23 protein-coding genes, 1 tRNA gene and 1 other RNA gene are annotated in these 23,280 nt (G+C 69.2%); 4 read left to right on the top strand and 21 right to left on the bottom strand.

From position 1 onward, the window contains the following. Nucleotides 1-21: 21 nt before the first annotated feature. From GLO27_RS15920 to ffs, 5 genes are all read right to left on the bottom strand, one after another. Nucleotides 22-1,242, bottom strand: coding sequence for an acetate kinase (locus tag GLO27_RS15920; protein ID WP_021199144.1), 1,221 nt, complete (start codon nt 1,240-1,242; stop codon nt 22-24). Beyond that, nucleotides 1,239-3,371: a phosphate acetyltransferase gene (gene pta / locus GLO27_RS15915; RefSeq protein ID WP_167255673.1), complete on the bottom strand. Its 2,133-nt coding sequence runs from the start codon at nt 3,369-3,371 to the stop codon at nt 1,239-1,241. Before pta ends, GLO27_RS15920 begins: the two co-directional genes overlap by 4 nt. 65 nt (nt 3,372-3,436) lie before the next feature. After that, a complete protein-coding gene (locus GLO27_RS15910) occupies nt 3,437-4,159 on the bottom strand; it encodes a hypothetical protein (RefSeq protein ID WP_167255671.1) in 723 nt (240 codons plus the stop codon). After that, nucleotides 4,156-4,764, bottom strand: a complete 609-nt coding sequence (locus tag GLO27_RS15905) for a rhomboid family intramembrane serine protease (RefSeq protein ID WP_021199147.1) — start codon at nt 4,762-4,764, stop codon at nt 4,156-4,158. The genes GLO27_RS15910 and GLO27_RS15905 overlap by 4 nt, the downstream gene beginning before the upstream one ends. 83 nt (nt 4,765-4,847) lie before the next feature. Continuing rightward, nucleotides 4,848-4,944: signal recognition particle sRNA small type (gene ffs, locus GLO27_RS15900), an RNA gene on the bottom strand. A gap of 143 nt (nt 4,945-5,087) precedes the next feature. On the opposite strand from ffs, the gene GLO27_RS15895 reads away from it, so the two are divergent. Genes GLO27_RS15895 through GLO27_RS15885 form a run of 3 tightly spaced genes read left to right on the top strand, consistent with a single transcriptional unit; the run spans nt 5,088 to nt 9,533 of the window. Beyond that, nucleotides 5,088-6,077, top strand: a complete 990-nt coding sequence (locus GLO27_RS15895) for a MoxR family ATPase (protein ID WP_021199148.1) — start codon at nt 5,088-5,090, stop codon at nt 6,075-6,077. 11 nt (nt 6,078-6,088) lie between these two features. Then, nucleotides 6,089-7,279 carry a DUF58 domain-containing protein gene (locus GLO27_RS15890; protein WP_167255669.1) on the top strand — a complete coding sequence of 397 codons (1,191 nt, stop codon included), beginning with the start codon at nt 6,089-6,091 and terminating at the stop codon, nt 7,277-7,279. After that, nucleotides 7,266-9,533: a DUF3488 and transglutaminase-like domain-containing protein gene (locus tag GLO27_RS15885; protein ID WP_167255667.1), complete on the top strand. Its 2,268-nt coding sequence runs from the start codon at nt 7,266-7,268 to the stop codon at nt 9,531-9,533. Before GLO27_RS15890 ends, GLO27_RS15885 begins: the two co-directional genes overlap by 14 nt. A 4-nt stretch (nt 9,534-9,537) precedes the next feature. Here the strand turns inward: GLO27_RS15885 and GLO27_RS15880 are convergent, their stop codons facing one another. The 13 genes from GLO27_RS15880 to mpaB (GLO27_RS15835) all read right to left on the bottom strand — a co-directional run bounded on the left by GLO27_RS15880 (nt 9,538) and on the right by mpaB (GLO27_RS15835) (nt 20,240). Beyond that, nucleotides 9,538-10,428, bottom strand: a complete 891-nt coding sequence (locus GLO27_RS15880; protein WP_029267290.1) for a rhodanese-related sulfurtransferase — start codon at nt 10,426-10,428, stop codon at nt 9,538-9,540. A 9-nt stretch (nt 10,429-10,437) separates the two neighbouring features. Continuing rightward, a complete protein-coding gene (locus tag GLO27_RS15875; RefSeq protein ID WP_167255665.1) occupies nt 10,438-11,199 on the bottom strand; it encodes a hypothetical protein in 762 nt (253 codons plus the stop codon). After that, nucleotides 11,196-11,924 carry a hypothetical protein gene (locus GLO27_RS15870; RefSeq protein WP_029258729.1) on the bottom strand — a complete coding sequence of 243 codons (729 nt, stop codon included), beginning with the start codon at nt 11,922-11,924 and terminating at the stop codon, nt 11,196-11,198. The genes GLO27_RS15875 and GLO27_RS15870 overlap by 4 nt, the downstream gene beginning before the upstream one ends. After that, nucleotides 11,921-12,637, bottom strand: a complete 717-nt coding sequence (locus GLO27_RS15865) for an ATP-binding cassette domain-containing protein (RefSeq protein ID WP_167255663.1) — start codon at nt 12,635-12,637, stop codon at nt 11,921-11,923. The genes GLO27_RS15870 and GLO27_RS15865 overlap by 4 nt, the downstream gene beginning before the upstream one ends. Next, on the bottom strand, nt 12,618-14,348 hold the full coding sequence (gene mpaP, locus GLO27_RS15860) for a daptide biosynthesis intramembrane metalloprotease (protein WP_347878407.1): 1,731 nt from the start codon (nt 14,346-14,348) through the stop codon (nt 12,618-12,620). Before mpaP ends, GLO27_RS15865 begins: the two co-directional genes overlap by 20 nt. Next, complete coding sequence (gene mpaM / locus GLO27_RS15855; protein ID WP_167255659.1) at nt 14,335-15,162, bottom strand: daptide-type RiPP biosynthesis methyltransferase; 828 nt, start codon at nt 15,160-15,162, stop codon at nt 14,335-14,337. Before mpaM ends, mpaP begins: the two co-directional genes overlap by 14 nt. Before the next feature lie 66 nt (nt 15,163-15,228). Next, entirely contained in the window at nt 15,229-15,342 is a 114-nt protein-coding gene (gene mpaA3, locus GLO27_RS20315) for an MpaA3 family daptide-type RiPP (RefSeq protein WP_021199157.1), read from the bottom strand. Between the two features lie 40 nt (nt 15,343-15,382). Further along, the gene (gene mpaA2 / locus GLO27_RS20115; protein WP_268741823.1) at nt 15,383-15,508 is read right to left on the bottom strand and encodes an MpaA2 family daptide-type RiPP; all 126 of its coding nucleotides are present in this window, start codon (nt 15,506-15,508) and stop codon (nt 15,383-15,385) included. A 37-nt stretch (nt 15,509-15,545) separates the two neighbouring features. After that, nucleotides 15,546-15,680, bottom strand: coding sequence for an MpaA1 family daptide-type RiPP (gene mpaA1 / locus GLO27_RS20110; protein WP_021199159.1), 135 nt, complete (start codon nt 15,678-15,680; stop codon nt 15,546-15,548). After that, nucleotides 15,681-16,868, bottom strand: coding sequence for a daptide-type RiPP biosynthesis dehydogenase (gene mpaC, locus GLO27_RS15850; protein WP_167255657.1), 1,188 nt, complete (start codon nt 16,866-16,868; stop codon nt 15,681-15,683). It lies immediately after the preceding gene. Beyond that, nucleotides 16,865-18,118, bottom strand: a complete 1,254-nt coding sequence (gene mpaD, locus GLO27_RS15845; protein WP_021199161.1) for a daptide-type RiPP biosynthesis aminotransferase — start codon at nt 18,116-18,118, stop codon at nt 16,865-16,867. Before mpaD ends, mpaC begins: the two co-directional genes overlap by 4 nt. Next, nucleotides 18,115-19,164 (bottom strand): daptide biosynthesis RiPP recognition protein, encoded by a 1,050-nt coding sequence (mpaB, locus tag GLO27_RS15840; protein ID WP_167255655.1) that lies wholly within the window; start codon nt 19,162-19,164, stop codon nt 18,115-18,117. The genes mpaD and mpaB (GLO27_RS15840) overlap by 4 nt, the downstream gene beginning before the upstream one ends. After that, complete coding sequence (gene mpaB, locus GLO27_RS15835; RefSeq protein WP_167255653.1) at nt 19,164-20,240, bottom strand: daptide biosynthesis RiPP recognition protein; 1,077 nt, start codon at nt 20,238-20,240, stop codon at nt 19,164-19,166. The genes mpaB (GLO27_RS15840) and mpaB (GLO27_RS15835) overlap by 1 nt, the downstream gene beginning before the upstream one ends. Nucleotides 20,241-20,411: 171 nt before the next feature. Here mpaB (GLO27_RS15835) and GLO27_RS15830 point away from each other — a divergent pair. Beyond that, a tRNA-Ser gene (locus GLO27_RS15830) sits at nt 20,412-20,499 on the top strand. A gap of 63 nt (nt 20,500-20,562) precedes the next feature. Here the strand turns inward: GLO27_RS15830 and GLO27_RS15825 are convergent. Genes GLO27_RS15825 through GLO27_RS15815 form a run of 3 tightly spaced genes read right to left on the bottom strand, consistent with a single transcriptional unit; the run spans nt 20,563 to nt 23,253 of the window. Continuing rightward, complete coding sequence (locus GLO27_RS15825; protein WP_029258736.1) at nt 20,563-21,165, bottom strand: GNAT family N-acetyltransferase; 603 nt, start codon at nt 21,163-21,165, stop codon at nt 20,563-20,565. Nucleotides 21,166-21,191: 26 nt separating this feature from the next. After that, nucleotides 21,192-21,821, bottom strand: a complete 630-nt coding sequence (locus GLO27_RS15820; RefSeq protein ID WP_029258737.1) for a phosphatase PAP2 family protein — start codon at nt 21,819-21,821, stop codon at nt 21,192-21,194. A 31-nt stretch (nt 21,822-21,852) separates the two neighbouring features. After that, nucleotides 21,853-23,253, bottom strand: coding sequence for a multidrug effflux MFS transporter (locus GLO27_RS15815; RefSeq protein WP_021199166.1), 1,401 nt, complete (start codon nt 23,251-23,253; stop codon nt 21,853-21,855). Nucleotides 23,254-23,280 lie beyond the last annotated feature (27 nt).

The raw sequence follows: 23,280 nt of genomic DNA, 5'->3' as shown, positions 1-23,280 counted from the left end.
GCGGGAGGATCGGCGCAGCGATCAGAGCAGCTCCGCCGTCTGTCGCGCGATCTGCAGCTCCTCGTCGGTCGGCACGACGAGGACGGTCACCGGGGAGGCATCCGTGGAGATCCGGCGGATGCCGCGCTCTCGTGCCGCATTCCTGGCGGGGTCGATCTCCACACCGGCGAAGCCGAGCGTCGCCATCGCGCCGGCGCGTACCGGCGCGGCGTTCTCGCCCACGCCGGCGGTGAAGGAGATGACGTCCACTCCCCCCAGCTGTGCGATGTAGGCGCCGGCGTAGGCGCGCAGCCGGTGCACGTACACGTCGAACGCGAGCATCGCCGCGTCCTCCCCCGCCTCGACGCCCGCGAGGATGTCGCGCATGTCGCTGCGCCCGGCGAGACCGGCGAGTCCGCTGCGGGTGTTCAGCAGAGAATCGAGGTCGTCGATCGACAGCCCGGCGCGGCGCGACAGGTGCACGAGCGCGGCCGGATCGATGTCGCCCGAGCGCGTGCCCATGACGAGCCCCTCGAGAGGGGTGAGCCCCATCGAGGTCTCCACCGAGCGGCCGCCGTCGATCGCGGTCACCGAGGCCCCGTTGCCGAGGTGGAACACCAGCTGCCGGAGATCCCCGAGGTCACGACCGAGGAACGCGGCGGCGGACTCGCTGACGTACTGGTGACTCGTGCCGTGGAAGCCGTAGCGGCGCACCCGGTGCTCCGCGGCGAGCGCCGCATCGATCGCGTAGGTGTAGGCGGCGGGAGGGAGGGTCTGATGGAAGGCCGTGTCGAACACCGCGACGTGCGGAACGTCGTCGAACACGGCGCGCGCGGCGAGGATGCCGGCGAGGTTCGCGGGGTTGTGCAACGGTGCGAGCACCGCGAGCTCGTCGATCTGCCGCTCCACGTCGGCATCGATCAGAGTAGGGGCGTAGAAGCGGGCGCCGCCGTGGACCACGCGGTGCCCGACAGCGACGGGGCGATGCTCGTCGAGTGAGGGACCGTGCGTGACGAACTGCTCGCGCATCACCTCGAAGGCGGCGGCGTGATCGGCGATCGGCCTCTCACTGCGGTAGGTGGCGTCGAGCATGGTCGGCACGGCGTCGCCGTCGACCGCGGGGCGCACCGTGTGCGCGACCGGGCTGATCTCCTGACCGATGCGCTCGATCAGCCCGCTCGCGAGCAGATTCTCCTGCTCGATGTCGATCAGGCTGTACTTCAACGAGGAGGAGCCGCTGTTGATGACCAGGATGGCGCTCATGCCGCCTCTCCCGCCTGCTCGGCTCCCTGCGCCTGGATCGCCGTGATCGCCACCGTGTTGACGATATCGTCGACGAGCGCACCGCGGGAGAGGTCGTTGATCGGCTTGTTGAGCCCCTGCAGCACCGGGCCGATCGCGACGGCGCCGGCTGAGCGCTGCACGGCCTTGTAGGTGTTGTTGCCGGTGTTCAGGTCGGGGAAGACGAACACGGTCGCCCGTCCGGCCACAGCGGAGCCGGGGAGCTTGGCCTTGGCCACCGCCGCATCCGCGGCGGCGTCGTACTGGATCGGCCCCTCGACCGGGAGCTCGGGCGCCCGTTCGCGCACGAGGGCGGTGGCGGCGCGCACCTTGTCGACGTCCGCACCGGATCCGGACTCCCCCGTCGAGTACGACAGCATCGCCACGCGCGGATCGATGCCGAACTGCCGGGCGGTCGTCGCGGAGGAGATCGCGATGTCGGCGAGCTGCTCGCTGGTCGGGTCGGGGATCACGGCGCAGTCGCCGTAGACGAGCACGCGGTCGGCGAGCGCCATCAGGAACACGCTGGAGACCACGTTCACTCCCGGCTTGGTCTTGATGATCTCGAACGACGGGCGGATCGTGTGAGCGGTGGTGTGCGCGGCGCCCGACACCATGCCGTCGGCGAGGCCGAGGTGCACCATCATCGTGCCGAAATACGACACGTCGGTCACCGTGTCCGCCGCCTGGGCGAGCGTGATGCCCTTGTGGGCCCGTAGCCGGGCGTACTCCGCGGCGAAACGCTCGACCAGCTCGGGATCGGTCGGGCTGAGCACCTGGGCCGCCGTGATGTCGATGCCGAGTTCGACGGCGCGGGCGCGGATGCTTGCCTCGTCGCCGAGGATCGTCAGGTCGGCGACCTCTCTCGCGAGCAGCGTGGCCGCGGCGCGCAGGATGCGATCGTCGTCCCCCTCCGGCAGCACGATGCGGCGGCGGTCCCCGCGTGCGCGTTCGATGAGTCCGTACTGGAACATCAGCGGCGTCACCACGTGAGCCTCGGCGAGACCGAGCTGCTCGGTGAGCTCGGCGATGTCGACATGCGCCTGGAAGAGGCCGAGCGCACGGTCATAGCGGCTGCGCGAATCGGCGGAGATGCGTCCGCGGGTGCTCATCACGCGCACCGCCGTGTCATAGGTGCCGAGATCCGTCGTGATGATCGGCACCGACGAGGCAAAGCCGTCGAGCAGTCGCACGATCGGCTCCGGCAGTGGGAACGGCCCGTTCAGGATGATGCCGGCGATGCGGGGGAAGGTGCCGGACGAATCGGCGAGCAGCGCAGCCAGCAGCACCTCGGTGCGGTCGGCGGGGATCACCACGACCGCCTCCTCGGTCAGTCGGGGCAGCACGTTCACCATCGACATGCCCGCGACGACGATCGTCAGCGCCTCCCTCGTGAGACGATCGTCGTCGCCCTTGAGCAGCGTGCCGTCGACGGCCGCGAGGATGCCTCGGATCGACGGCGCGACGAGAGCACGGTCCTCGGGGATCGCCCATACCGGCGTGCTCTCCGCGGGGAGCGCGGCATGCACCGCCTCGATGATGGCGTCGAGCGCCTCCGGGTCGGCGCGGTTGACCGCGACGGCGAACAGCTCCGCCCGCTCCTCCGTCAACTCGGACAGGGCGAGCGCCGCGATCTGCGCGATCGCGGCGGCCGACCGCGCCGTGGTGGTGCCCAACTGCTCGGCCTGGCGCTGCTGGTCGCGACCGCTGAGAACGAGGAGCACCGGGGCTCCGAGGTTGGCGGCGATCCTGGCGTTGAAACCGAGCTCCGCAGGGCTGGCCACATCGGTGTAGTCGCTGCCGATGACGACGACGGCATCGCACTGGGCCTCGACCGCCTTGAACCGCGCGACGATGGTCGACAGGGCGCCCTCCGGGTCGGCCCTCACATCGTCGTAGGTGACGCCGATGCAGTCCTCGTAGTCGAGGTTCACCCCGTCGTGCGCGAGCATCAGTTCGAGGATCTCGTCGCGCGCGGTGACCGAGCGGGCGATCGGACGGAACACGCCCACCCGCGGCGAGACGCGCATCAGAACGTCGAGCGCCCCGAGGGCGATCGTCGACTTTCCGGTATGGCCTTCGGCCGAGGTGATGTAGATGCTCTGCGCCACGACTTCAGCTTAGGCGCGGCATCCATGAACGCACCGAGCGTCTCACCGGGTCAAATGCCGCGACGTCACTCGCACGGTCCGGACATCGCATCGACGACCGCCGTGGCATCCGCCTGGAACCGCGAGTAGTAGTCGCGGTCGGTGTTGATCTGCACCAAGTGGATCGCGTGGGAGGGCTCCATCGTCTGCCAGTCCGGGAGCCGTCCGAGGCGATCGAAGAACAGCGTCGTCGCGGTCGCCGGATCCATCCGCTGCTCCACGCTTCCCCACCACTCCTGCTGCTGGAAGAGTCCGATGCTGGTCGTCCGGGTTCCATCGGGGTTGGTGAATCCGCGCGTCTCCCAGTCGCCGTAGTCGATGTTGCGCAGGCTGCTCTCCCCCATCGCCGTCATCACCCCGAGGATCTGCCCCTCACGCGCGTAGCCGAGAACCGCGGCGGTGCGGATGATGGTGGCCGCGTTCTCGAGCTGCTCACCACTCCATCCCTCGATGCCCTCCGCAGGAAACGTCTGCGGGCGGTCGATGAAGATCGGCGCGGGATCGCGCGCGAGCCCCAGGGGGATGAGCACGAACAGACCGACGGCGACGACGACGGCGCCCCCGGAGATCAGGATGCGCTGCAGGATCTTCCGCCGGCGCAGACGATTCGCCGCCTGCCGTCGCGCGCCGGGACCGCGGCGTTTCCTGGTCTTCTTGGTGTTCGTCGTGCTCTTCGTGCGCGTGCCTCTGGTTGCCGGCTTCTTCGTCGCCGGCCTGCGTCCGGCCCGCGATGCCGGTGCGGCGTTCATGGCGCGAGGGCTCCGCCGGTTCGCGGCCGGCGGCCGGCGAGGGCGGCGATGCCACCTCCGATGGCCCCGAACAGATGCCCCTGCCAGGAGATGCCGTCGGCCACACCGAAGACGCCGGCCAGCATCGAGCCGCCGTACAGCGCGATCACGACGATCGCGATCACGGCGTACAGGATGCGGTGCGCCACACGGCCGGGGGCGAACACCCGCATCACGACGTACCCGAAGTAGCCGAAGACCAGCCCGGACGCCCCGACCGTCAGAGTGCCGGGAGCGTTGAACACCCAGGTGCCGATGCCCCCGACGACGGCGACGATCGCGGTGACGGCCCAGAACCGTCGCGTGCCCTCGACCGCGACGAGACAGCCGAGCACCAGGAACGGGACGGAGTTCGCGATGAGATGCTGCCAGTTCGCGTGCAGGAGCGGCCCGAGCACGATGCCGCCGAGTCCGGAGACGTCCCAGGACCGCAGCCCGAATCCGGTGAACGAGCCGGGGAGGATCGCGTCGGCGAACTGCACGACCCACATCGCGACGAGCAGCAGCACCGGCGAGGCGAATCGGCCGAGCGGATGCTGCGTCTGCGGCGGCGGGGTGACGGTCACCGGACGATTGTCGCAGGTGCAGCCACGAGAGGGCTGTGCGCCCGGGGCGAGAAGCCCGCACACGAACGAGACGCCCGCACAAAGAAAATGACTCTCCGCGCACCCAGCAGAGCCCGGTTACCCTTGCTGCGTTTCCGCCCTGGGGGAATTGGCCTGGATGCCGCCACGCGGAGAGCCGTCAACCATCCTAACCCGACCGGCGCGATGGTCCGAACCGCGCACGTCTCCACGTGCATCCTCAGGGGAACCTGCCAGAGCGGCGCACCCCGTGCAGGGTTACGATCGAGTCACGCGCACCGCAGCGCCGACGTGAGAGGGAACGCATGCCAGAGAACGCCCCCCTGACCCCGGTATCGATGGATGCCGAGAGGTTCGCCGCACAGACGTCTGCGATCCTCGGCTCGATCGGCCAGGTCATCGACGGCAAGCCGGACGCGGTGCGCAGCGCTCTCGTATGCCTCCTCGCCGAGGGGCACCTGCTGATCGAAGACGTTCCAGGGGTCGGCAAGACCATGCTCGCCAGGGCCCTCGCCGCGAGCGTGGATGCGACGGTGCGCCGCATCCAGTTCACGCCCGATCTGCTGCCCGGCGACGTCACGGGGGTGTCCGTCTACAACCCCGTGGATCGCGAATTCGAATTCAAGCGCGGCGCGGTGTTCGCGCACATCGTGATCGCCGACGAGATCAACCGCTCCTCCCCCAAGACGCAGTCCGCTCTGCTGGAGGCGATGGAGGAGGGGCAGGTCACCGTCGACGGCTCCACGCACCTGCTGCCCCAGCCGTTCCTGGTCGTCGCGACCCAGAACCCGCTGGAGATGGAGGGGACCTACGCCCTGCCCGAAGCGCAGCGCGATCGGTTCATGATGCGGATCTCGATGGGGTATCCGGATGCCGCCGCCGAGGCTCTCATGCTGCGCCAGCGTGATGTCGTCAGCCCCCTCGCGGCCGTGTCGCCCGTCGCCGACGCGGCGTCCATCGCCCACCTCATCGCCTGGGCGCGCTCGGTGCACGTGGCCCCCGCGCTCGAGGAGTACGCTGTCGCGCTCGCCCAAGCCACCCGCTCCGACCCGAACCTGCATCTCGGTGCGAGCCCTCGGGCCACCCTGCAGCTGGTCAGGGCCGCGAAGGTGTGGGCTGCTCTCGACGGACGCGAGTACGTGATCCCCGACGACATCACCGCGCTGCTCATCCCTGTGCTGGCGCACCGCCTGCTCCCGGCCAGGGGCGCACATCGCGCCGGCGCGCAGCCGGTCGAGGCCGCCCTCACCCAGATCGTCGAGCGGGTGCGTGTCCCCGTCGCGACGCGTTCCTGACAGACCTCATCATGCGAAGACGTCGATCCCTCACCGGCCGCGGTGCCGGAGCGCTCGTCGCCGCGCTCGGCTGCATGATCGCCGCGAACGTCCTCGGCACGCGCGTCCTGCTCTACATCGGCGTGCTGCTCGCGGCCGTCACGCTCTTCTCCCTCATCGCGGTGCGATTGCCACGACGATCCGGAACGGTCACCCGCCAGATCTCGACCGATCTGCTGACCGTGTCCGAGACGTCACGAGTGACGGTGCGGTTCTCGCTGCGAGCGATCCGGGTGCCGCGGGGGCTCTGGCACGATGTGCTCCCCGACGCGGTCTCCGGAGACTCCGGCGGTGAATATCCCCCCGAGACCGGCCAGCTGACCTACCTCATCACCGGTGTCCGACGCGGCGTCTGGCCCCTCGGGCCGCTGATGCTGCGCACGGTCGACCCGTTCGGTCTGGCGCAGCGCGAGCAGGCATTCGGCGAGACGAGGAGTGTGACGGTCGTTCCCGAGGTGTTCGCGCTCGCCCCGCTGGCCGTGCGTGTCGGTGCCGCCGGCGGCACCGCGCACACCTCCTCCACCCGGCTCGGGCAGGGAAGCGACAACCTCTCGCCCCGCGGATACATCCCGGGCGACTCGATGCGTCGTATCCACTGGCGGGCGACCGCGCATCGCGGTCAGTTGATGGTGCGTCAGGAAGAGGAGGAGTCCAGCCCCGACGCAGTGGTCGTGCTCGACCGCAGCGGGCGCCGTTGGGACGCACCGGGCACCGACGAGGATCCCGCCTTCGAAGCAGCGGTCTCCCTGTGCGCCTCCGCGGCCGTGCACCTCGCATCGGAGGGGTACAGCGTCGACGTTCTCGACAGCGCAGGAACGCTGCTCGGCGCGCTTCGCGGGCATGAAGACGATCGCGACGGTCTGCTCGCTGCACTCGCGACGGTCACCCCGCGCGGAGAGAGCCGTGACCTGATGGCGCTCGTCGGCGGCACCCCGCCCGGTCCGCTCGTCTACATCACGGGCCGCCTCGACGAGGAGGATGCGGCCCTGCTGCGTTCAGCAGGTGCCGCTGCACCGATGCTGTTCAGCACAGAGCTGCTCCCCGGCGCCACCGAGGCCTCCGTCCGCCATGGATGGACGGTGGCCCCACTCGGGGACGACATCCCCGCAGCGTGGGAAGACGCCGTCTCGGCCCGGATCGGGGTCGGCGATGTTCCGCGCTGAGCAGGCGCCGCCGGCGCCGACCGTCGCCACGCGCAGGCCGGCCTTCTGGCACCGCGACCACGAGGAGCCGGCCGGCATCGTCGGCCCCGGCGCACTCGCGGCGACGGCGGCGCTCACGGCGATGTGGCCGTTCACCTCTGTGATCGGCCCCGGGGCGTGGTCCTTCACCGTGATCGCCGTGATCGTCGCCGTGGCGGGCACCGGGATGCTGACGCGACACCTGCTGCGGCGACGAGCGGCGTGGGCGCAGGACATCGTCACCTTCGCCGTGCAGATCGTGGTCGCCATCGCCGTCGTGACGCTGCTCGTGGCCGGCGACACCGCCATCTTCGGGATCGTCCCGACATCGGCGACGCTGACGCTGTTCGGTGTGCTCGGGGCCTCCGCCGTCGAGGCCGTGGTGTTCGGATCCGCGCCGTTGGATCCCTCCCCCGGCCTCGCTGCGGTGATGGGCATCGGCTTCGCGGTCGTCGCGATCCTCCTCGACCATCTCGTCGCGCATCGTTCGGCCGTGCTGGCCGTCCTCTTGGCCGGCGTCATCGGCGCCGTGCCGATGATCGTCACGCTCGGCGACACGAACGTGGCCTGGTTCCTGCTCTTCGGCGTGGTCGCCCTGCTCCTCCTCCGCTACACCGCACGCCGGCATCCGGAATCCCCGCGCCGCTCGTCGACGTCGTTGGCCGTCGCGCTCGGAGCCGCCGCGCTGGCGACGACAGTGGCCATTGCCCCGATGCTGCCCGTCACCGCGAGCCTCGCCGGCAACGGGGTCGGCGTCACGGTCGACGCCTCGCTGCGTCTCGGAGACGACCTGCGCCAGCCCAATCCGGTCGAAGTCCTCACCGTTGCCGCGAAAGGCGACACGGCACCGTACCTGCGTCTGACCACGCTCTCGCGCTTCGACGGCCGCGTCTGGCAGCCGGACGACGGCGACCTGCAGGCGCAGAACGACGGATTCGGTCCCCCGGAATGGGGCGAGGACATCGCGACGGAAGAACAGAACACCTCCATCCGCGTGCTGCGGATGTCGAGTTCCTGGCTCCCGGTGCCCTATCCCGCCACCGCCGTGCAGGGACTCAGCAATGCCTGGAGGATCGCCCCCGAGAATCGCACGCTGTACTCCCGCGGCGCGGACGCCGTCGGGAACGACTACACGGTCACGTCGTCGAGATTGATCCCCACCCTCGAGCAGATCCGCGCGATCGATGCCGCCGCCCCCGTCGTCGATCCCGATGCCGAACCGGTCGAGCTCCCCGGGATCATCGGTGAGCTCGCGGACGACGTGACCGCGGCGGCGAGCACCGACTACGACCGGCTCATCGCGCTGCAGAACTGGTTCCGCTCGCAGTTCGCCTACTCGCTGGAGACCCCGGTGGAGGAAGGCTTCGACGGCACCGGGGCGGAAGCCGTCGCGGAATTCCTCGAGGCGCGGTCGGGATACTGCGTCCATTTCGCGGGGGCGTTCGCGTTGATGGCGGAGAGCCTGGGCATGCAGGTGCGCATCGTCGTCGGATACCTTCCCGGTTCGCTGACCGACGAGAAGCGCGGCAGCGAGTCGGTGTTCTCCGTGACCAGCGACCGGCTGCACTCCTGGCCGGAGGTGCTGTTCCCCGGTATCGGATGGGTTCCGTTCGAGCCCACCGCGTCTCTGGGTGTGCCCACCGCCTTCCGCCCCGGAGCGACGCAGGGTGGAGGTGCCGGAAGCCCGTCCGCCCCGGCCCCGACCACGGCACCGCAGGCCGAGCAGACCTCGGGTCCCGAGATCGACCGCAACGATGCCGGCGGCGACGCGGCCAGCGGCGACGACCTGCGCCGCCTCGACCCGACGCCGGTGGTCTTCACAGCCCTCGGCATCGTCGTGCTGCTCCTGCTTCCCGCACTGATCCGGCTCGTGGAACGCCGAGCGCGGCTGAACAGGGCACGTCGAGGAGATTCCGCTGCGGCATGGGCGGAACTCCGGGACACCCTGATCGACCTGCAGATCCCGGTGTCTGACGCCGACACGCCACGCACGCGCGCGGCAGGACTGGTGCGGCAGCACGATGTCGGCGTCGAGGCGATGGGACGTCTGACGGATGCGGTCGAACGTGCGAACTACGCCCGCTCCGTCGATGCATCGGACGACCTCGCCGAGCCGTTGGGCGACGTTCTCACGAGCCTGCGGCAGAGCGCCGATCGGGCCACCAGGGTGCGGGCCGTGCTGATCCCGCGTTCCCTGTACGCCCCGAGAGCCGCCGAGCCCGGTGTGACGATCTGACCCGTCAGGCGGCGTGGGAGGTGCAGGGTACAGCGCCGCACTCCTCGCACACCACGAACTGCGATCGGCACGAGAGATCGGGGCAGTTCGCGGTGCGCTTGGTCGCCGCCCCGCATCCGACGCATTCTCCGATGACCGCGGCATGGTCGGAGAAGTCCACGGAGCCCCGGCCGTCGAAGACGTAGAGCGATCCGTCCCACAGGCCGTCGTCGCCGTACTTCTCGCCGTATCGGACGATGCCGCCCTCGAGCTGGTAGACCTCACCGAAGCCACGGGCGGTCATCAGACTCGACAGCACCTCGCAGCGGATGCCGCCGGTGCAGTACGTGACCACGGGCTTGCCCTTGAGGTCGTCGTAGACGCCCGAATCGAGAAGCTCGACGAAATCCCTGGTCGTCTCGGTGTCGGGGACGACCGCGCCACGGAAGCGTCCGATCTGCGCTTCGAGCGCGTTCCGACCGTCGAAGAACACCACATCGTCGCCACGTTCGTCGATCAGACCGTGCAGTTCTTCGGGCGTCAGACGCGTGCCGCCGCCGACGACGCCGTTCTCGTCGACGCGGAGCTCACCGGGCGCACCGAACGACACGATCTCCTCGCGCACCTTGACGCTGAGCTTGGGGAAGTCGAGGCTGCGTCCCTCGGCGTCCACACCGGTCCCCTCGCTCCATTTGATGTCGGCGTCGGCGAACGGACGGTACGAGCGGAACGAGCGCAGCCATTTCTTCAGCGCGCCGATGTCGCCGCCGAGGGTGCCGTTGATGCCGTCCTTCGAGATGAGCAGACGTCCGCGCAGTCCGAGCGCCTCACCGAGGTCTCGCTGCCAGACGCGGATGGCATCGGGATCGGCAAGAGGAGTGAAGGCGTAGAAGAGGACGATCTTGGGTGTTGCCACCTAGGGATCCTACGTCGTCTCCGCGCCGACATCACGCTTCATGAAAGCCGCTCCCCCGGCGAGGAGCACGGCGAGCACCCAGCCTGCGGTCACCCAGAGCGCCAGGGATCTCTCGAGAAGATCGTTCGGCGGGATGCCCATGGCTGACACGTCGAATCCGAGGGCTCGGAGCATCACGAGGGGCGGGAGATAGCCGGCGCCGGAGCTCCAGAACATCGTGAGGAGCAGCGCCCCGCTCATCGACATCGACACCACGAAGAGAGCGACGAGATGAACCTGTACGACGACTCCCAGCCCCATCCCCCAGAGCCCGGCGACCGCCCCGAGGGCGAGAGTCGATGCCACAGTCGCTCCATCGAGGGTCGCTCCATCGAGGGTCGCACCGCCCCGGGACACGTTCAGCGCGATCTGCCCGACGACGACGACGGTGAGCGCCACGATCGCCCCTCCCAGAGCGGCCGTCGGCATCCTGGCGACGAAGATCGTCCACCGGGGCAGCATCATCAGACGTTGCGCGATGACACCGTCCCGGCGGTCGATCGTGTATCGGAAGGAGCCGTAGACCGCCGCGAGGACCGCTCCGTACGTCGCGAGCACGACGGTGAAGGACTCGGCGAACGCGGATCGGACGCCCGCCGGGGCCTCCGCGAGGTCGGGCGGAATACTCGTCGCCACGGCGAGCGACATCAGCAGCGCCGCTGCCACCATCCCGAGGAGGACCACGTCACCGGCGAAGCTGCGCGCCTGCGCGCGAAGCGCCCGGCCGATCACGCGGCTCCCCGACGTCCCCTGAACCAGGCGATCACGACGAGAGCTGCGGCCCAGACGAGCCCGACACCGAGTGCGGGCGCGAACTCGAGCAGTCGCCCCTGGTAGCCGGGAACACCCAGCGCGGCGAGTGCCAATCCGGGCGAGAACTTCGCCACCTCCGGCGCCGTGCGCACGAGTGCGAGCTCCACGACCATCGGAAAGATGAGGACGATCCCTGCCGTCAGGTAGTAGTTGCGGGTGATCCAGCCGACGGACACTCCGATCAGTGCACCGAGGACCGTGCCGGCCAGCGCGCCGGCATACAGCTGCCACGACTCCGGTGTGAGAGCGAGCGCCAGTCCGTTCCGGATCAGGATCACGGAGACGCCCCCTGTCCAGAGGACGAAGATGCACACCGACAGCGCGACGGCGGCCAACACCGCCGCGACGAGCTTTCCCCCGAAGACGCGACGGAAGCCGACCCCGGTGAGCGTTCTGTCCATCGAGCCGTAGTAGTACTCCCGCGTGACGGAGTACGCACCGACGAACGCCGCGGAGACGACCGACCACGCGAGCGGCTCCAGCAGGCGCGCGGTGGCCGTGCCGGGATCGACACCGGCGAACTCGAAGCGGGAACCGTCGGAGACGAGCACGAATACCGGCATGAGCAGGGCCACGAGATAGACCGGCAGGACGGAGAGTCCGCTCACTGCACGCAGCGCTTCGCTGCGGATCGCGTTCCTCATGCTGCCGCTTCTCCCACGAGATCGAAGTACTTGCTCTCGAGGGAGTCGCCGTCGTCCGTGACGAGGTCGTGCAACCGCCCCGCGAAGAGTGCACGGCGCTTGATCACGACGACCTCGTCCACGAATTGCTCGAGTTCCGCCAGCTGATGGCTGGCGACCAGCACGGTGCCGCCGCGTTCGGCGAAGCTCCGCAGGAACCGGCGAAGCCACCGGATGCCGTCGGGGTCGAGCCCGTTCGCCGGCTCGTCGAGGATGAGCGTCCGGGGTGAACCCACAAGAGCGGTCGCCAACCCCAGCCTCTGTGCCATCCCGGTCGAGAACGTCTTCACGCGACGGTCGGCATCCGCTGCGAGCCCCACCTCCTGGAGCACCTCGGCGACACGGCCCCGGGGTGCGCCGGCCGCGAGGCGGGAGATCTCCAGGTGCCTTCTCGCTGTGATGCCCAGCTCGAAGCCGAACCCGTCCATATGAACGCCCACGTGCGATGCAGGGTTGTCGAGCGCGGAGAACGGCGCACCGTCGATGACGCTGTCGCCACTGGTCGGAGTGATCAACCCCACCAGTGCCCGCAGCGTCGTCGACTTTCCCGCCCCGTTCGGGCCGAGGAGTCCGACGACCGTCCCCCGCGGCACGTCGAACGACAGTTCCTCGACGGCCGTTCGGCGCCCGTACCTCTTCGTGAGTCCTCGGACTTCAATCGCGTGGTCGCTCATTCTCTTCCTCTTCTTCTCTCTCACCCTGAAGCGCTGTCAGCGGCAGCATCACGCCTCTCGCCCAGAGCGCCTGCCACAGGTCCGTCTCACCGAGCTCGACCCGCGCCTGCCCCGTCGGGGGCAGGCCGTCGCTCTTCCCAGCGACGAGCACCTCGGCGACGACCACCGCAGGTATCGCCACCCCATCCGCGGTCACGGGAAACAGCGCGTCGAGTGGCACCGTCGTCGGCGTCGGAGGCAGCGGCCTGGCTGTGCCCTCTCCCACCGGCACGTTCGCGACGATGCCACTGCTCATCAACACGACCGGGGCGCCCGCCGGCACCTCCGCCTCGGTGTCGGCGCCTGCGCCTGCTCCTGCTCCTGCTCCTGCGCGAAGGAGCATCACCCGGCCCCCGTGTATGGAGAAGCCGAGCGTGTCGGTGACGGGTACGCGGATGAGGGCTCCGGCGGTCACGATGCTCGCGACCACCACCGCCCCGACGCACACGAACCGGAGCCGGGAGACACCCGAGCGGAGGACTCGCCGCAGGGCTTTCGCCAGCAGAGCCACACCGACGAGGACGACGACGGCTTCCAACACGACCACCAGCAGGCCGAGGACCGGTCCTCCTCCGGCGAGCGCTTGAGCGGTGCGCGCGACGGCGAACACGACCATCACGACCGGGGCGGCAAGACTGGCGAGGCCGAACGGAACGCTCCACGCGGTGTCCAGGGCTCTGCCGATCCGCCGCCCGCCGAACAGGAATCGGGTCAGGAAGTTCGAGGCGTCGCGGATGGCGCGTCCCCGGAGGTTCGGCTCGTCGAGCGCGCTCATGAGTGCGATGTACCCGTCGAACCGCACGAACGGGATCAGGTTGACGATGACGACGGCGATGCAGGAGAGAGCGAGCAGCAGCATCGCCCTGTCGGTCTCCGGCTGCGGAAGCGCGAGAGCGGCGATGAGCGCGACGGCGGCGATGACCGCATGCACTGCGGGGCCGGCCAACGCGATCGCCACGCGTTGCGATCTCTTCGGGAGGCGCCAGCCGTCGGTCACGTCCACGAAGAACGCGGGGGTGAGGTAGAAGAGCATGAAGCCGGCACGACGGGGGCTCCCGCCGAAGCGGGCGAGGGTGAGTCCATGGGCGGCCTCATGGAGCAGCGTCGCGAGCGAGAGCACCGCGATCAGGATCAGCAGGCCGGTCAAGGGCATCGGCGTGGTCAGGACGCTCAGCAGGTCCCGCGCCTGAACGATGGCGGCCACGAGCCCTCCGCCGAGCAGCACCACCACCGATGCCAGGACCACCCGAGCCGGCAGTCGGACGATCACATGGTCCACGCGCCGGAAGAGGGCGGGAGCACGGAGCGTCGCGATCTGCAGGGTGAATGGCGGGCGGTAGGTCAGCCGCCCGGGCGGGAGGATCGCGTCGCCCTTCAGGAGTCCACTGGCGCGGAAGCGCTCGGCGAGGTCGAGGAAGTCCTCCAGCGATTCGGATGCGGCGAAGCGCAGGTGCAGGTCGCGGAGCGCGGTCTCGCCGTTCATCGCCGAGAGCAGGTCGGCGACCGACCGGGACACCCTCGACGACGGCACTCCGTGGATCGTCGCTATCCATGCCCTGTCGTCGGCCCCTTCCTCGAAAGCGACACCGGAGGCGAGGCTCGGGCATGCATCGGCAGAGAGCCGAACCCTCGCGCGGGAGCCGCGTCGACGCGGGGAGTCAGCCGGTGGCATCGTCGTCCACCGTTCCCGAGGATCCCGCCCACGACGTCGTGAGCAGGAGGATCTCCACCCCGCGGTCGGTGCGGACGGGCGACACGGCAGGTGCCGCGAAGCCCGCGTCGACGAGCTCCCCGGCGAGGACGTCATGGCCGAGCACCTGTAGGCGGCTCGTGAGCACCGTCGCTTCGAGGCCGGCCGCGATGTCGGCGACGCGCACCCAGTTGACCACTCGCGCCGCTCCGCCGTCTTCCATCTGCTGCGCGAAGAGGTAGGTCTCTTCGCCCTGCGGACCGGGGACGCCGATCTCCTGCGTTCTCGACACCGCCAGGCTCTGCGCCGCCGCGCCTCCCGCGACGGTGAAGGCGAACACGCCTCCGGTGGCGAGGTGACGACCCACACTTCCGTACAGGAGCGAGCGGCCCACACGATCGAGCAACGTGATGGATGTGGCACCGATGATCACGAGACCGTATCGCCGCCCCAGGGAGAAGTCGCGCATGTCCGCCACGACGCACTCCACCGTCGATCGCGCAGGAAGCGCTCGACGCAGGTGGGAGAGCATGTCGTCGGAGAGATCGATCGCGGTGACCTCTCTTCCCGTTCTCACCAGCGGAACCGTCAACCTCCCGCCGCCCGCGGCGATGTCGAGGATGGGGTCGTCGGTCTTCCTCGCGAGCGCCAGCACCTCTCGAATCTCTGCACGGTCGGTACCGACCAATCGCTCATAGAAGTCGGTGCCCTCCCCGGAGTACAGATCCAGCTCCCGGGGAACCGCGCCCGCGGTCTCGAGCCGCGCCGATACTGCTTCGGTGATCAAACCGGACATTCACACATCGCCTCTCAACGGGAGCGGTGGGGTGCGGACGGGCATGCTCCACCCGCACCCCGGGGATTAGGTTGCGATCGCTGCCGCGCCGCCGATGATGGCAATGATGTAGCTGGCGTGCTCCCACCATTCCAACGGTGCGTCGATCTGTTCGAGTTCCGTGAACTCCAGAGACGTCATCTGCAATCTGCACCTCCTTCTCGAGCTGTCGGTCGCCGCCCTATGTCAGGGCGAGAATTCCGATGATGACTCCCACGGCGAATCCTCGGATGTAGTCGTCGGTGTCGTTCAGGGCCTCCATGGCCTCGAGTTCCGTGAACTCGAGCGTCGGCGTTGTGGTGTGCATCTTCACCTCCCTTCCGTGTCGCTGCGCGTGCCAGGGATCAGGTGGCCGCGGCTGCGCCGATCCCGATGAGGACCAACGCCCCTATCGCGCCCTGATAGAAGCTCTCCCAACTGGGGGCCTCCATGGTTTCCAGCTCCTGGAACCGGATACTGCTCTCGACTTTCTCGCCCATCTAATTCACCTCCTTCGCAACAGAAATCGGAGGTCGGCGATCAGGGCCGACCAGCTCAGAACTCCACCGGGAGTCGTGGAGCACGTCACGGAAGTCGTCTGCGAGGAGGCCCGGCAGCATCGGGTGGCGTCTTCCCCACGCCCTCTCTGTGACGACGGAGATGCGATCGATGTCATCCGGGCTCGGTCTCGGAGCACGCTCGATTCCCCACCGTTCGATCAGGGCCTCGATGCCCGTCGGCGGGTCCAGCGGTAACGCCATCCCGCCCACGACGTTCACCCAGAAGTCCTGGAGACTCTCCCGGTCTCCCCAGCGCACGTCCCCTGCACAGACCCGCCGCCAGACCGCCGCGATGACCGCCGCCGTGGCGACGATCTTGCGGATCCTCAGCACGAAAGCGATCTCGTTCGCCGCATACCAGTGGCGCGCACTGTAGGGGTCCGGCCCCCGCAGCGCCGCGCTGCGCTGGGTCGCCGCGCTCAGTCGAGCGAGACGCATCCTTCCCCCGCGTGAGTCCGGGTCACGGGTGGCGGAATCGAGGACGGCTCTCCCGAGCGCGACGGCGTCTCGGTTCTGCCGCGCGCTCCTCCGCGAGCTCGTCGAGGCGCCCGCTACCCGGAGGAAGGCTTCCAATGCTCCCTCCCGGACGGCGGCGTGCGTCAGCGAAGCCAGATTGCCCGGATCGATGATCGCGTGGCGAGGCCTCAGGGCAAGACCGACGATGAGCCGGTATCCGCTGTCGTTCCTGAGCACTCCGACGCTGTTGGTCTCCGACGAGGTGCCGAGCGTCGTCGGCACGGCGATGATGTCGACGGGTGGCAATGCGTGGGGAAGGAGAGTCAGCGCCGACCTCGACGCATGCCCGATGGCGAAGTCGAACACCCGCCCCCGAGCGAGAGCGAGCGCGGCGATCTTGCTGGCGTCGAGAACGGTTCCGCCGCCGACCGCGACGATGACGCTCGGCGATCGACGCACGATCTGTCGGGCCAGTTCGACGACTGCAGCGACGTCGACCGACGACGCATCGATCTGGATCGTCGTGGTCCGGCGCCCGGACGGGAGGGCAACCGGTACCGCCGAATCCACGATCATGAGGCTCTCTCGGTCGGCCGTGAGGTGCTTCGTCAACCGGCCGGTGGCCCCTTCCCCCTGCCACAGGGTGGGAAGTCGACCGAACTCCGCGGTCATCCCTGCACTCCCCGAGCCAGGCCTGCACGTATGGCCACGTCCACGGCGAGAAGCTCCTCCGCAGTGAATCCGTAGGCCGGGATCAACTCGATGGAGCTGGGGCCCGGTTGCACCAGGACGCCGTTGTCCGCGATCGCGGAGACGACGCGAAGGATGTCGGGCCCAGAGAGCGGGCTCTCGTCCGCGTGGCGGAGCCCGAGTCCCATGAAGCACCCGCGTCCGGTGATCTCCGCGACCACACCGTCCGCCTCCCACTCGGCCGCGAGGCGAAGCAGGTCGATGCCCAGTGCCTGAGCGGTCGACTCCACATCGATGCGGCGCAGTTCCTCGATCACGGCGAGGATCGCCGCCGCACAAGCCGGCGTCCCCGCCTGGGTCTCGCCATGTACGAACGTCCACCCGCCCCGCACGAACTCCGAGGCGACCCGTTCCCCCACCAGGAGCGCCGCCGCACCCATCGCCCCGTTGGTCAGCGCCTTCGAGAGGATGAGGATGTCCGGTGCCGCAGCCCACCTGTCGGTGGCGAACATCGTCCCGGTGCGGCCGAAGCCCGTCGCGACCTCATCGGCGACGATCAGGAAGCCGTACTCCTCGCGCAGTGCGAGCAGACGCTGGACGAACGCCTCAGACAGCGCGTAGGCACCGCTGCCCAGCACGGGTTCGACCACGACCGATGCCACGCGCGCCCCCTCCCGCTGCAGCAGCCGTTCGAGCTCCTCGCCGTCGTCGCGGTGGGATACATGCCGCACCGACCGGCGGTCGACGGCGTAGACGGATTGGAGGAGGTCGTCCCCACTCAGGGCGTGACTGCCGTATGCCGTGCCGTGATAGCTGCCTTTCAGGCCCACGATCAACGAGCGGGACGCGAGTCCCTTCTGCGCCCAGTACTGCCTGCCCAGCTTCATCGCCGCGTCGTTCGCCGCCCCTCCCGAGGTCGAGAAGATGACGCGGCGGTAGCGGACGGGGTCCGCGAGCTCGATCAGCGCTTCGGCCGCGCGCTGCGCGTACTCATGGGGCGCGCGGAACAGCGAGAGATAGGAGGCATCGTGATTCGCCCTGTTGACGGCCTCGACGACCGTCGGGTTGCCGAACCCGAGAGGGACGTTCCAGAGACCGCTCGTCGCGCAGAGACGTGTGGATCCGTCAGCGAACTCGATCCGGTTCCCGGCAGCGCCGACGGCGACGCGCTCCGGTGCGAAGGTCGAGTCCGCGGGGAGCATCGAGGTCCACAGCGCGTGCGGCGATGTCATCCTTCGGCCCCGTTCGTCCCGTCAGCGGATCCGGTACGCCGGCCCGTGTGGACGTTGAGAGCGGTGCGGGCTTGCAGGCACAGGTCACGCGCGTCCGGTGACGATGTGCCCCGCAGCCGAGCCACGCGCTCGGTGGCGATCTCGATCGTGCTCGACGTCTGTATCACCGCGATGACCCGGGCCGTCGATGGCGTGAGCAGCTGGCGGCGCAGGGTCCCGGTGTCTGCGAGCAGGAAACCGGCGGCGGTCTCGAGCAGAAACGGATCCGCAGTCAACGGTTCGGCATCCGAGAGGTCGTCGTCGATCGGGAACCAGCCGAATCCCGAGACCCGGGCGGCGCCGTTCTCTGCGCGGAGCATCTTCATGAGGTCCGTCGCCTTGAGGTAGCGTCCGATCCACTCCCGGCTCGCGAGGTCGGCGGCGAACCCATCGCCCGCCGCGACCTCTCCCAGTGCCGCGGCCCGGGGCAGCGGGATGGCGAGAACGGACGGCAGGTCGTCGACGGTGCCGATGGTCCGCCCCTGCACGCCGATGCCGACACTGCCGTCCGCACCCACCCGCAGCGCCTTCGGAGTCTTCATCTCCCTCGGGCAGTCCAGGGCGTCGCGGTCCGCGAGCAGCACCCGTGGGTCGATCAACGCCGAGGGGAAGACCCCGGTTCGGCGAGCGAGCTCGGCATCCTCGAGGAAGGCCTGCCCGCTGGATGCGTCGAAGAAGCGCACCACGGTGGGACCGACGATCTGGACGAACGCAGCAGCGACATAGTCCTGGAGTTCGACGCCGTGTTCGCCGAAGAACAGCTCGTCACCCGCTTCTCGCAGTGCGCCTCGGTAGCGCACCACGCTGCCGAGACCGTCGTACATCCCACTCTCCACCGGCAGGAGGACCACGTCGTCGCCGCGCGCCACCTTCGCGACATCGGCTGCCGGAGCCCCGCTCTCGAGGAGGAACACTCGCGAGTGCCCCTCCCCCTGCCCGGTGATCCATGCGCGGAGTGCCCGCGCTCCGCTGATTTCCCCTGTTTCCACCCGCTCACCGTCGTGCATCACAGTCCCGCCTGCCCGCCCGCGGCGGGATCGAGGCCGACCACCGCCAATCGGCATCGGACCTCCTGCACCAGGGAGGCGACGCTGCTCGTCCCCCTGCCGAGCTCGGCCGCCAGCAATCCGACCGCCGCGGACTCGTCCGCCGTCGCGATCAGGCATTCCGCCGCGCGTGCGCTGTCGATGCCGAGCCGGATCCCGCGCCGGCTCACGGGATCGATCAGCATCCACTCCTCGCCGTCGCCCGTCAGCAGGTACGGGACGCGTGGTGAGACGACTCCCGGAAGCGCGGCGAGTTCGTCGAGAGCCCGCACGAGGTGTCCGCCGAAGCCGGAGATGGCGGGGCGACTCGGAACTCCCTCCCATCGACGCAGCAGGTCGATCGCGCCGATGTACCGTGCGATCCACGGCCGGTCGTCGAGATCGGCCTCCAGCATCCCGCGGTCGACGACGCGCGCGAACGCCCGCCCTCGGCCGGCGCCTTCTCCTGCGCGGGCCTCGATGTCTGCCCGCCCATCGCCCACCTCGCCGAGCAGGAGCCCGTCGGGCCCGTCCCTGTACTCGCCTTCCGCGGTGACGTGCACGCGGGGCAGGGCGTCTCCCTCGCGGCCGGAGCCGAGGAATGACGGCAGGGAGTCGAGCAGAACCGTGCTGCTGAGCAGCGGATCGATGAAGATCCCGGAGTCCTTCGCCGTATCGGCATCGCTCAGGAACGCGGCCACGCCCGCGGCGTTGCACTGCCGGAAGAGAGTGGGCCCGACGATCGGAAGGAAGGGAGCCGCCACGTACTCCCGGAGTTCGAACGTCTGCCCGCCGTCGAACATGATCCGATCGCCGGGCTCGCGCAGAGCACCGTCGTAGGGGATCACCCGGGAGTCGCTGCTCATGACGACACCGCCCGCGGGAGCGAACACGATGTCGTCGAGGCGGGTCTGGCTCAGCACCGCACCGACGTGGTCACCCGCCTCGACGAAGAACACGGCGCCCGTGACGAGGTTCCGTCTTCCGCTGACGCACTGTTCGAAAGCCGTCGTGGTGCGGTGGCGGTCTCGCGCCGTCGTGATCGAGCTCGCGTCCATGCTCCCCCTCTGGACGCCGCACCCCCAGCGAATGCGATACGTCCTCACATGAGGCTATACAGGTGACGTGTGACGTGCAATATTTCACATCGGTGGACGTTCAGGTCGCTGACCCCAGAGGCCTGTCACGTCGTCGTCCTCGCATCGGATAGGATGGACAGGTTGTTCCCTGGTGACGTGTCCGAGCGGCCGAAGGAGCACGCTTGGAAAGCGTGTGTTGTGCAAGCAACCGCGGGTTCGAATCCCGCCGTCACCGCCAAAAGTGAAAGAGCCTCCGCATCAGCGGGGGCTCTTTCGCTTCGCCCACGCGATCGTTCGGCGTTCAGTCGTCGAAGCGCACGCCGTAGATCTGTCCGCCGGGCTCGGCGGGGAGACGCGTCATCCCGAGCCGTTCGTAGAAGGCGGCGGCTCCGGTGTTGTTCGGATCGATGCCCAGGTGCAGCCCGCGCACTCCGCGTCGGGTCAGCTCGGCGAACAGCGTTTCGATGAGCTGGCGACCGAGCCCCTGACCCTGGGTCTCGGGAAGCAGGTCGATGTGCAGATGGGCCGGGTGATCCGCGACGTTCGGCTCGATGCCGGCGGCGCGGCTGTAGCCGTAGTCGATCATCCGATCCTCCCGCGTGACCACCTCCGCCGGCCGGGGGTGGCGACCCTCGAGCGTCGGCCACCACTCCTCGCGGAACCAGGTGTAGAAGGCATCGGTGTCGTCGGTCGCGACGATGTAGCCGATCGTGCGCTCGTCATCGCTCTCGACCACCCAGGCGAGGTCGGGATGACGCTCGGCATAGGGGACGGCGAAGAGGTCGCCCCACAGCGAGTCGTCGGAGAGGACGCCGGTCGCATCCGCCCCGGCGTCGGCCGTCTTCACGCAGATCTCATACAGTGCGGCACGATCGGTGGGGCGGTACGGACGGATGCGAGACACGACGACTCCTCTGGGGACGGGTCTTCTCAGCCTATCGGCGCCTCGACCGCCGACTTCTTCTGCTGCACCCACGGGAGCAACCAGGCGGCGAGCACCAGCACCACGCCGGCGCCGACCAGGGCGCCGCCGAGGGTGTCGCTGGCCCAGTGCACCGAGAGGAAGGTGCGCGAGAGCGCCATCGCGAGCACCCACGCCGCGCCGACGATCGCGACCCAGACGCGCGGGAACAGCACCCAGAGCACGAGGGCGATCGTCGCGGCGTTCGCCGTGTGCCCGGAGGGGAACGAGCCGTAGTCGCTCACCACGAGCATGTCGTCGGGCCGCGCCCGCCCGAAGAGCTGCTTGAGCAGTTGCACGCCGGCGGCACTGGCGGCGAAGCAGAGTGCCGCGAACAGCGCGCCACGCCAGCGCCGTGCGAGCACGAGCGCCAGGATCGCCAGCAGCGGCACCCCGAGGATCGCGACCCAGCCGCCGCCGATCCAGTTCAGAACGAGGGCGAAGTCGACCATCCAGTCCGCGCGGACCCCGGCGATCGTCTCGTTCCACCAGTGGTCGAATCCCGGAGTCTGCGGGTAGGCGAACACGACCACGGCGCCCAGGACCGTTGCGAGCGCGAGGAGGCCCACTCCCCACCACAGCAGCATGCGCCTGTTCATCGTCCTATTCTGTCGGACGACACCTGAAGACTCAGGGAGCGAGCATCCCGACGGTGCGCGGGCGCACGACGAACCACAGCGACAGGATGCCGATCGCGGCACAGCCGACCATGACGGACGCCATGGTGGTCGCGGTGATCCCGGCGTCGTGCGAGAGCCAGCCGACGACGGGCGAGATGAGCCCGGCGACGCCGAAGTTCGTCGCGCCGATGATGGATGCCGCGGTTCCCGCGGCCTTCCCGTGGCGGTCGAGCGCCAGCACCTGCACGTTCGGGAATGTGAAGCCACAAGCAGTCATGAAGACGAACAGCGGGATCACCGTGCCCCACAGGCCGAGGCCGAGCTGGTCGGTGACGATGATCGCGACGCCGGCGAGCAGCAACACTGCGGTCGAGTAGGCCATGACCCACTGCGGTCCGAAGCGTGCGGCCAAGCGGGAGGCGGTCTGCACGCCGACGACCACGCCGAGCGAGTTCACGGCGAAGAGCAGACCGTACTGCTGTGCATCGAGCCCGTGGGTCACCTGGAACAGGAAGGGCGACGCCGACAAGTAGGAGAACAGTCCGGAGAACGTCATGCCGCCGATGACGAGCACGCCGAGGAACACCCGGTCCGAGAGCACCGAGCGGTACCGCTGCAGCATGGTCGCACCGCCGTGACCCTGGCGCCGGGCGACGGGCAGCGTCTCCGGGATGAACAGGATCGTCGACAGCAGCATGACCACGCCGTAGGCCGCGAGCACGCCGAAGATCCCGCGCCACGGCATGAGCGTGAGCAGCCACGAGCCGATCAGGGGCGCGATGACCGGTGCCACGCCCGAGACCAGAGCGAGGCGGGAGAGCATGACGACCAGTCGACGCCCGCCGAACAGGTCGCGCACGATCGCCATGGCCACCACGCCGCCGGCCGCGGCACCCACTCCCATCAGCACGCGGGCGACGCTGAGCAACCCGAGGTCCGGTGCGAAGGCCGCCCCGACGCTCGCGAGCACGTGCAGCGCGGTGACGGCGATCAGCGGCACACGACGACCGACCTTGTCGCTGAGCGGTCCGACCACGAGCTGGCCGAGCGCGAACCCGATCATGGTTCCGGTCAGGGTCAGCTGGATCGCGGCGGCCGTGGTCTGGAAGTCCTGCTCCAGCACCGGGAACGCCGGGAGGTAGAGGTCGATCGTGAAGGGGCCGAGGGCGGTGAGCGCGCCGAGCAGGATGATGTACAGCGTGCGGCGGCCCAGGGAGATGGCATCGCCCGGGTGCAGCATGATCGGCGCGGTGGCAGGGTTCGCGCCGAGGGTGCGGATCGCGCCGGTCGCGGTGGGGATGCGGATGCTCCCCGTCGCGGTGCGCTCGGGCTGCGGGATCTGCGATTCGTCGGCGGCGGAATCCCCCGCCTTCACGACGGGGAGGGAATCAGTGCGGGGAGCGTCGGACACGACGTCCTTCCAGAGTTCAGGGGGTGC

The sequence above is a fragment of the Microbacterium sp. Be9 genome (genome assembly GCF_011754135.1).
Taxonomy (GTDB): domain Bacteria; phylum Actinomycetota; class Actinomycetes; order Actinomycetales; family Microbacteriaceae; genus Microbacterium; species Microbacterium maritypicum_A.
This window is presented reverse-complemented; position numbering and strand designations above follow the sequence as displayed.

Coding starts and splice junctions, on each gene's coding strand:
- mpaB (WP_167255655.1), bottom strand. CDS start 19,164: ATGCACGACGGTGAGCGGGTGGAAACAGGGGAAATCAGCGGAGCGCGG.
- mpaA2 (WP_268741823.1), bottom strand. CDS start 15,508: ATGCACACCACAACGCCGACGCTCGAGTTCACGGAACTCGAGGCCATG.
- GLO27_RS15870 (WP_029258729.1), bottom strand. CDS start 11,924: ATGAGGAACGCGATCCGCAGCGAAGCGCTGCGTGCAGTGAGCGGACTC.
- mpaA3 (WP_021199157.1), bottom strand. CDS start 15,342: ATGACGTCTCTGGAGTTCACGGAACTCGAACAGATCGACGCACCGTTG.
- mpaD (WP_021199161.1), bottom strand. CDS start 18,118: ATGACATCGCCGCACGCGCTGTGGACCTCGATGCTCCCCGCGGACTCG.
- GLO27_RS15820 (WP_029258737.1), bottom strand. CDS start 21,821: ATGAACAGGCGCATGCTGCTGTGGTGGGGAGTGGGCCTCCTCGCGCTC.
- mpaP (WP_347878407.1), bottom strand. CDS start 14,348: ATGCCACCGGCTGACTCCCCGCGTCGACGCGGCTCCCGCGCGAGGGTT.
- mpaC (WP_167255657.1), bottom strand. CDS start 16,868: ATGACCGCGGAGTTCGGTCGACTTCCCACCCTGTGGCAGGGGGAAGGG.
- GLO27_RS15865 (WP_167255663.1), bottom strand. CDS start 12,637: ATGAGCGACCACGCGATTGAAGTCCGAGGACTCACGAAGAGGTACGGG.
- mpaA1 (WP_021199159.1), bottom strand. CDS start 15,680: ATGGGCGAGAAAGTCGAGAGCAGTATCCGGTTCCAGGAGCTGGAAACC.
- GLO27_RS15885 (WP_167255667.1), top strand. CDS start 7,266: ATGTTCCGCGCTGAGCAGGCGCCGCCGGCGCCGACCGTCGCCACGCGC.
- mpaM (WP_167255659.1), bottom strand. CDS start 15,162: ATGTCCGGTTTGATCACCGAAGCAGTATCGGCGCGGCTCGAGACCGCG.
- GLO27_RS15895 (WP_021199148.1), top strand. CDS start 5,088: ATGCCAGAGAACGCCCCCCTGACCCCGGTATCGATGGATGCCGAGAGG.
- GLO27_RS15920 (WP_021199144.1), bottom strand. CDS start 1,242: ATGAGCGCCATCCTGGTCATCAACAGCGGCTCCTCCTCGTTGAAGTAC.
- GLO27_RS15910 (WP_167255671.1), bottom strand. CDS start 4,159: ATGAACGCCGCACCGGCATCGCGGGCCGGACGCAGGCCGGCGACGAAG.
- mpaB (WP_167255653.1), bottom strand. CDS start 20,240: ATGGACGCGAGCTCGATCACGACGGCGCGAGACCGCCACCGCACCACG.
- GLO27_RS15890 (WP_167255669.1), top strand. CDS start 6,089: ATGCGAAGACGTCGATCCCTCACCGGCCGCGGTGCCGGAGCGCTCGTC.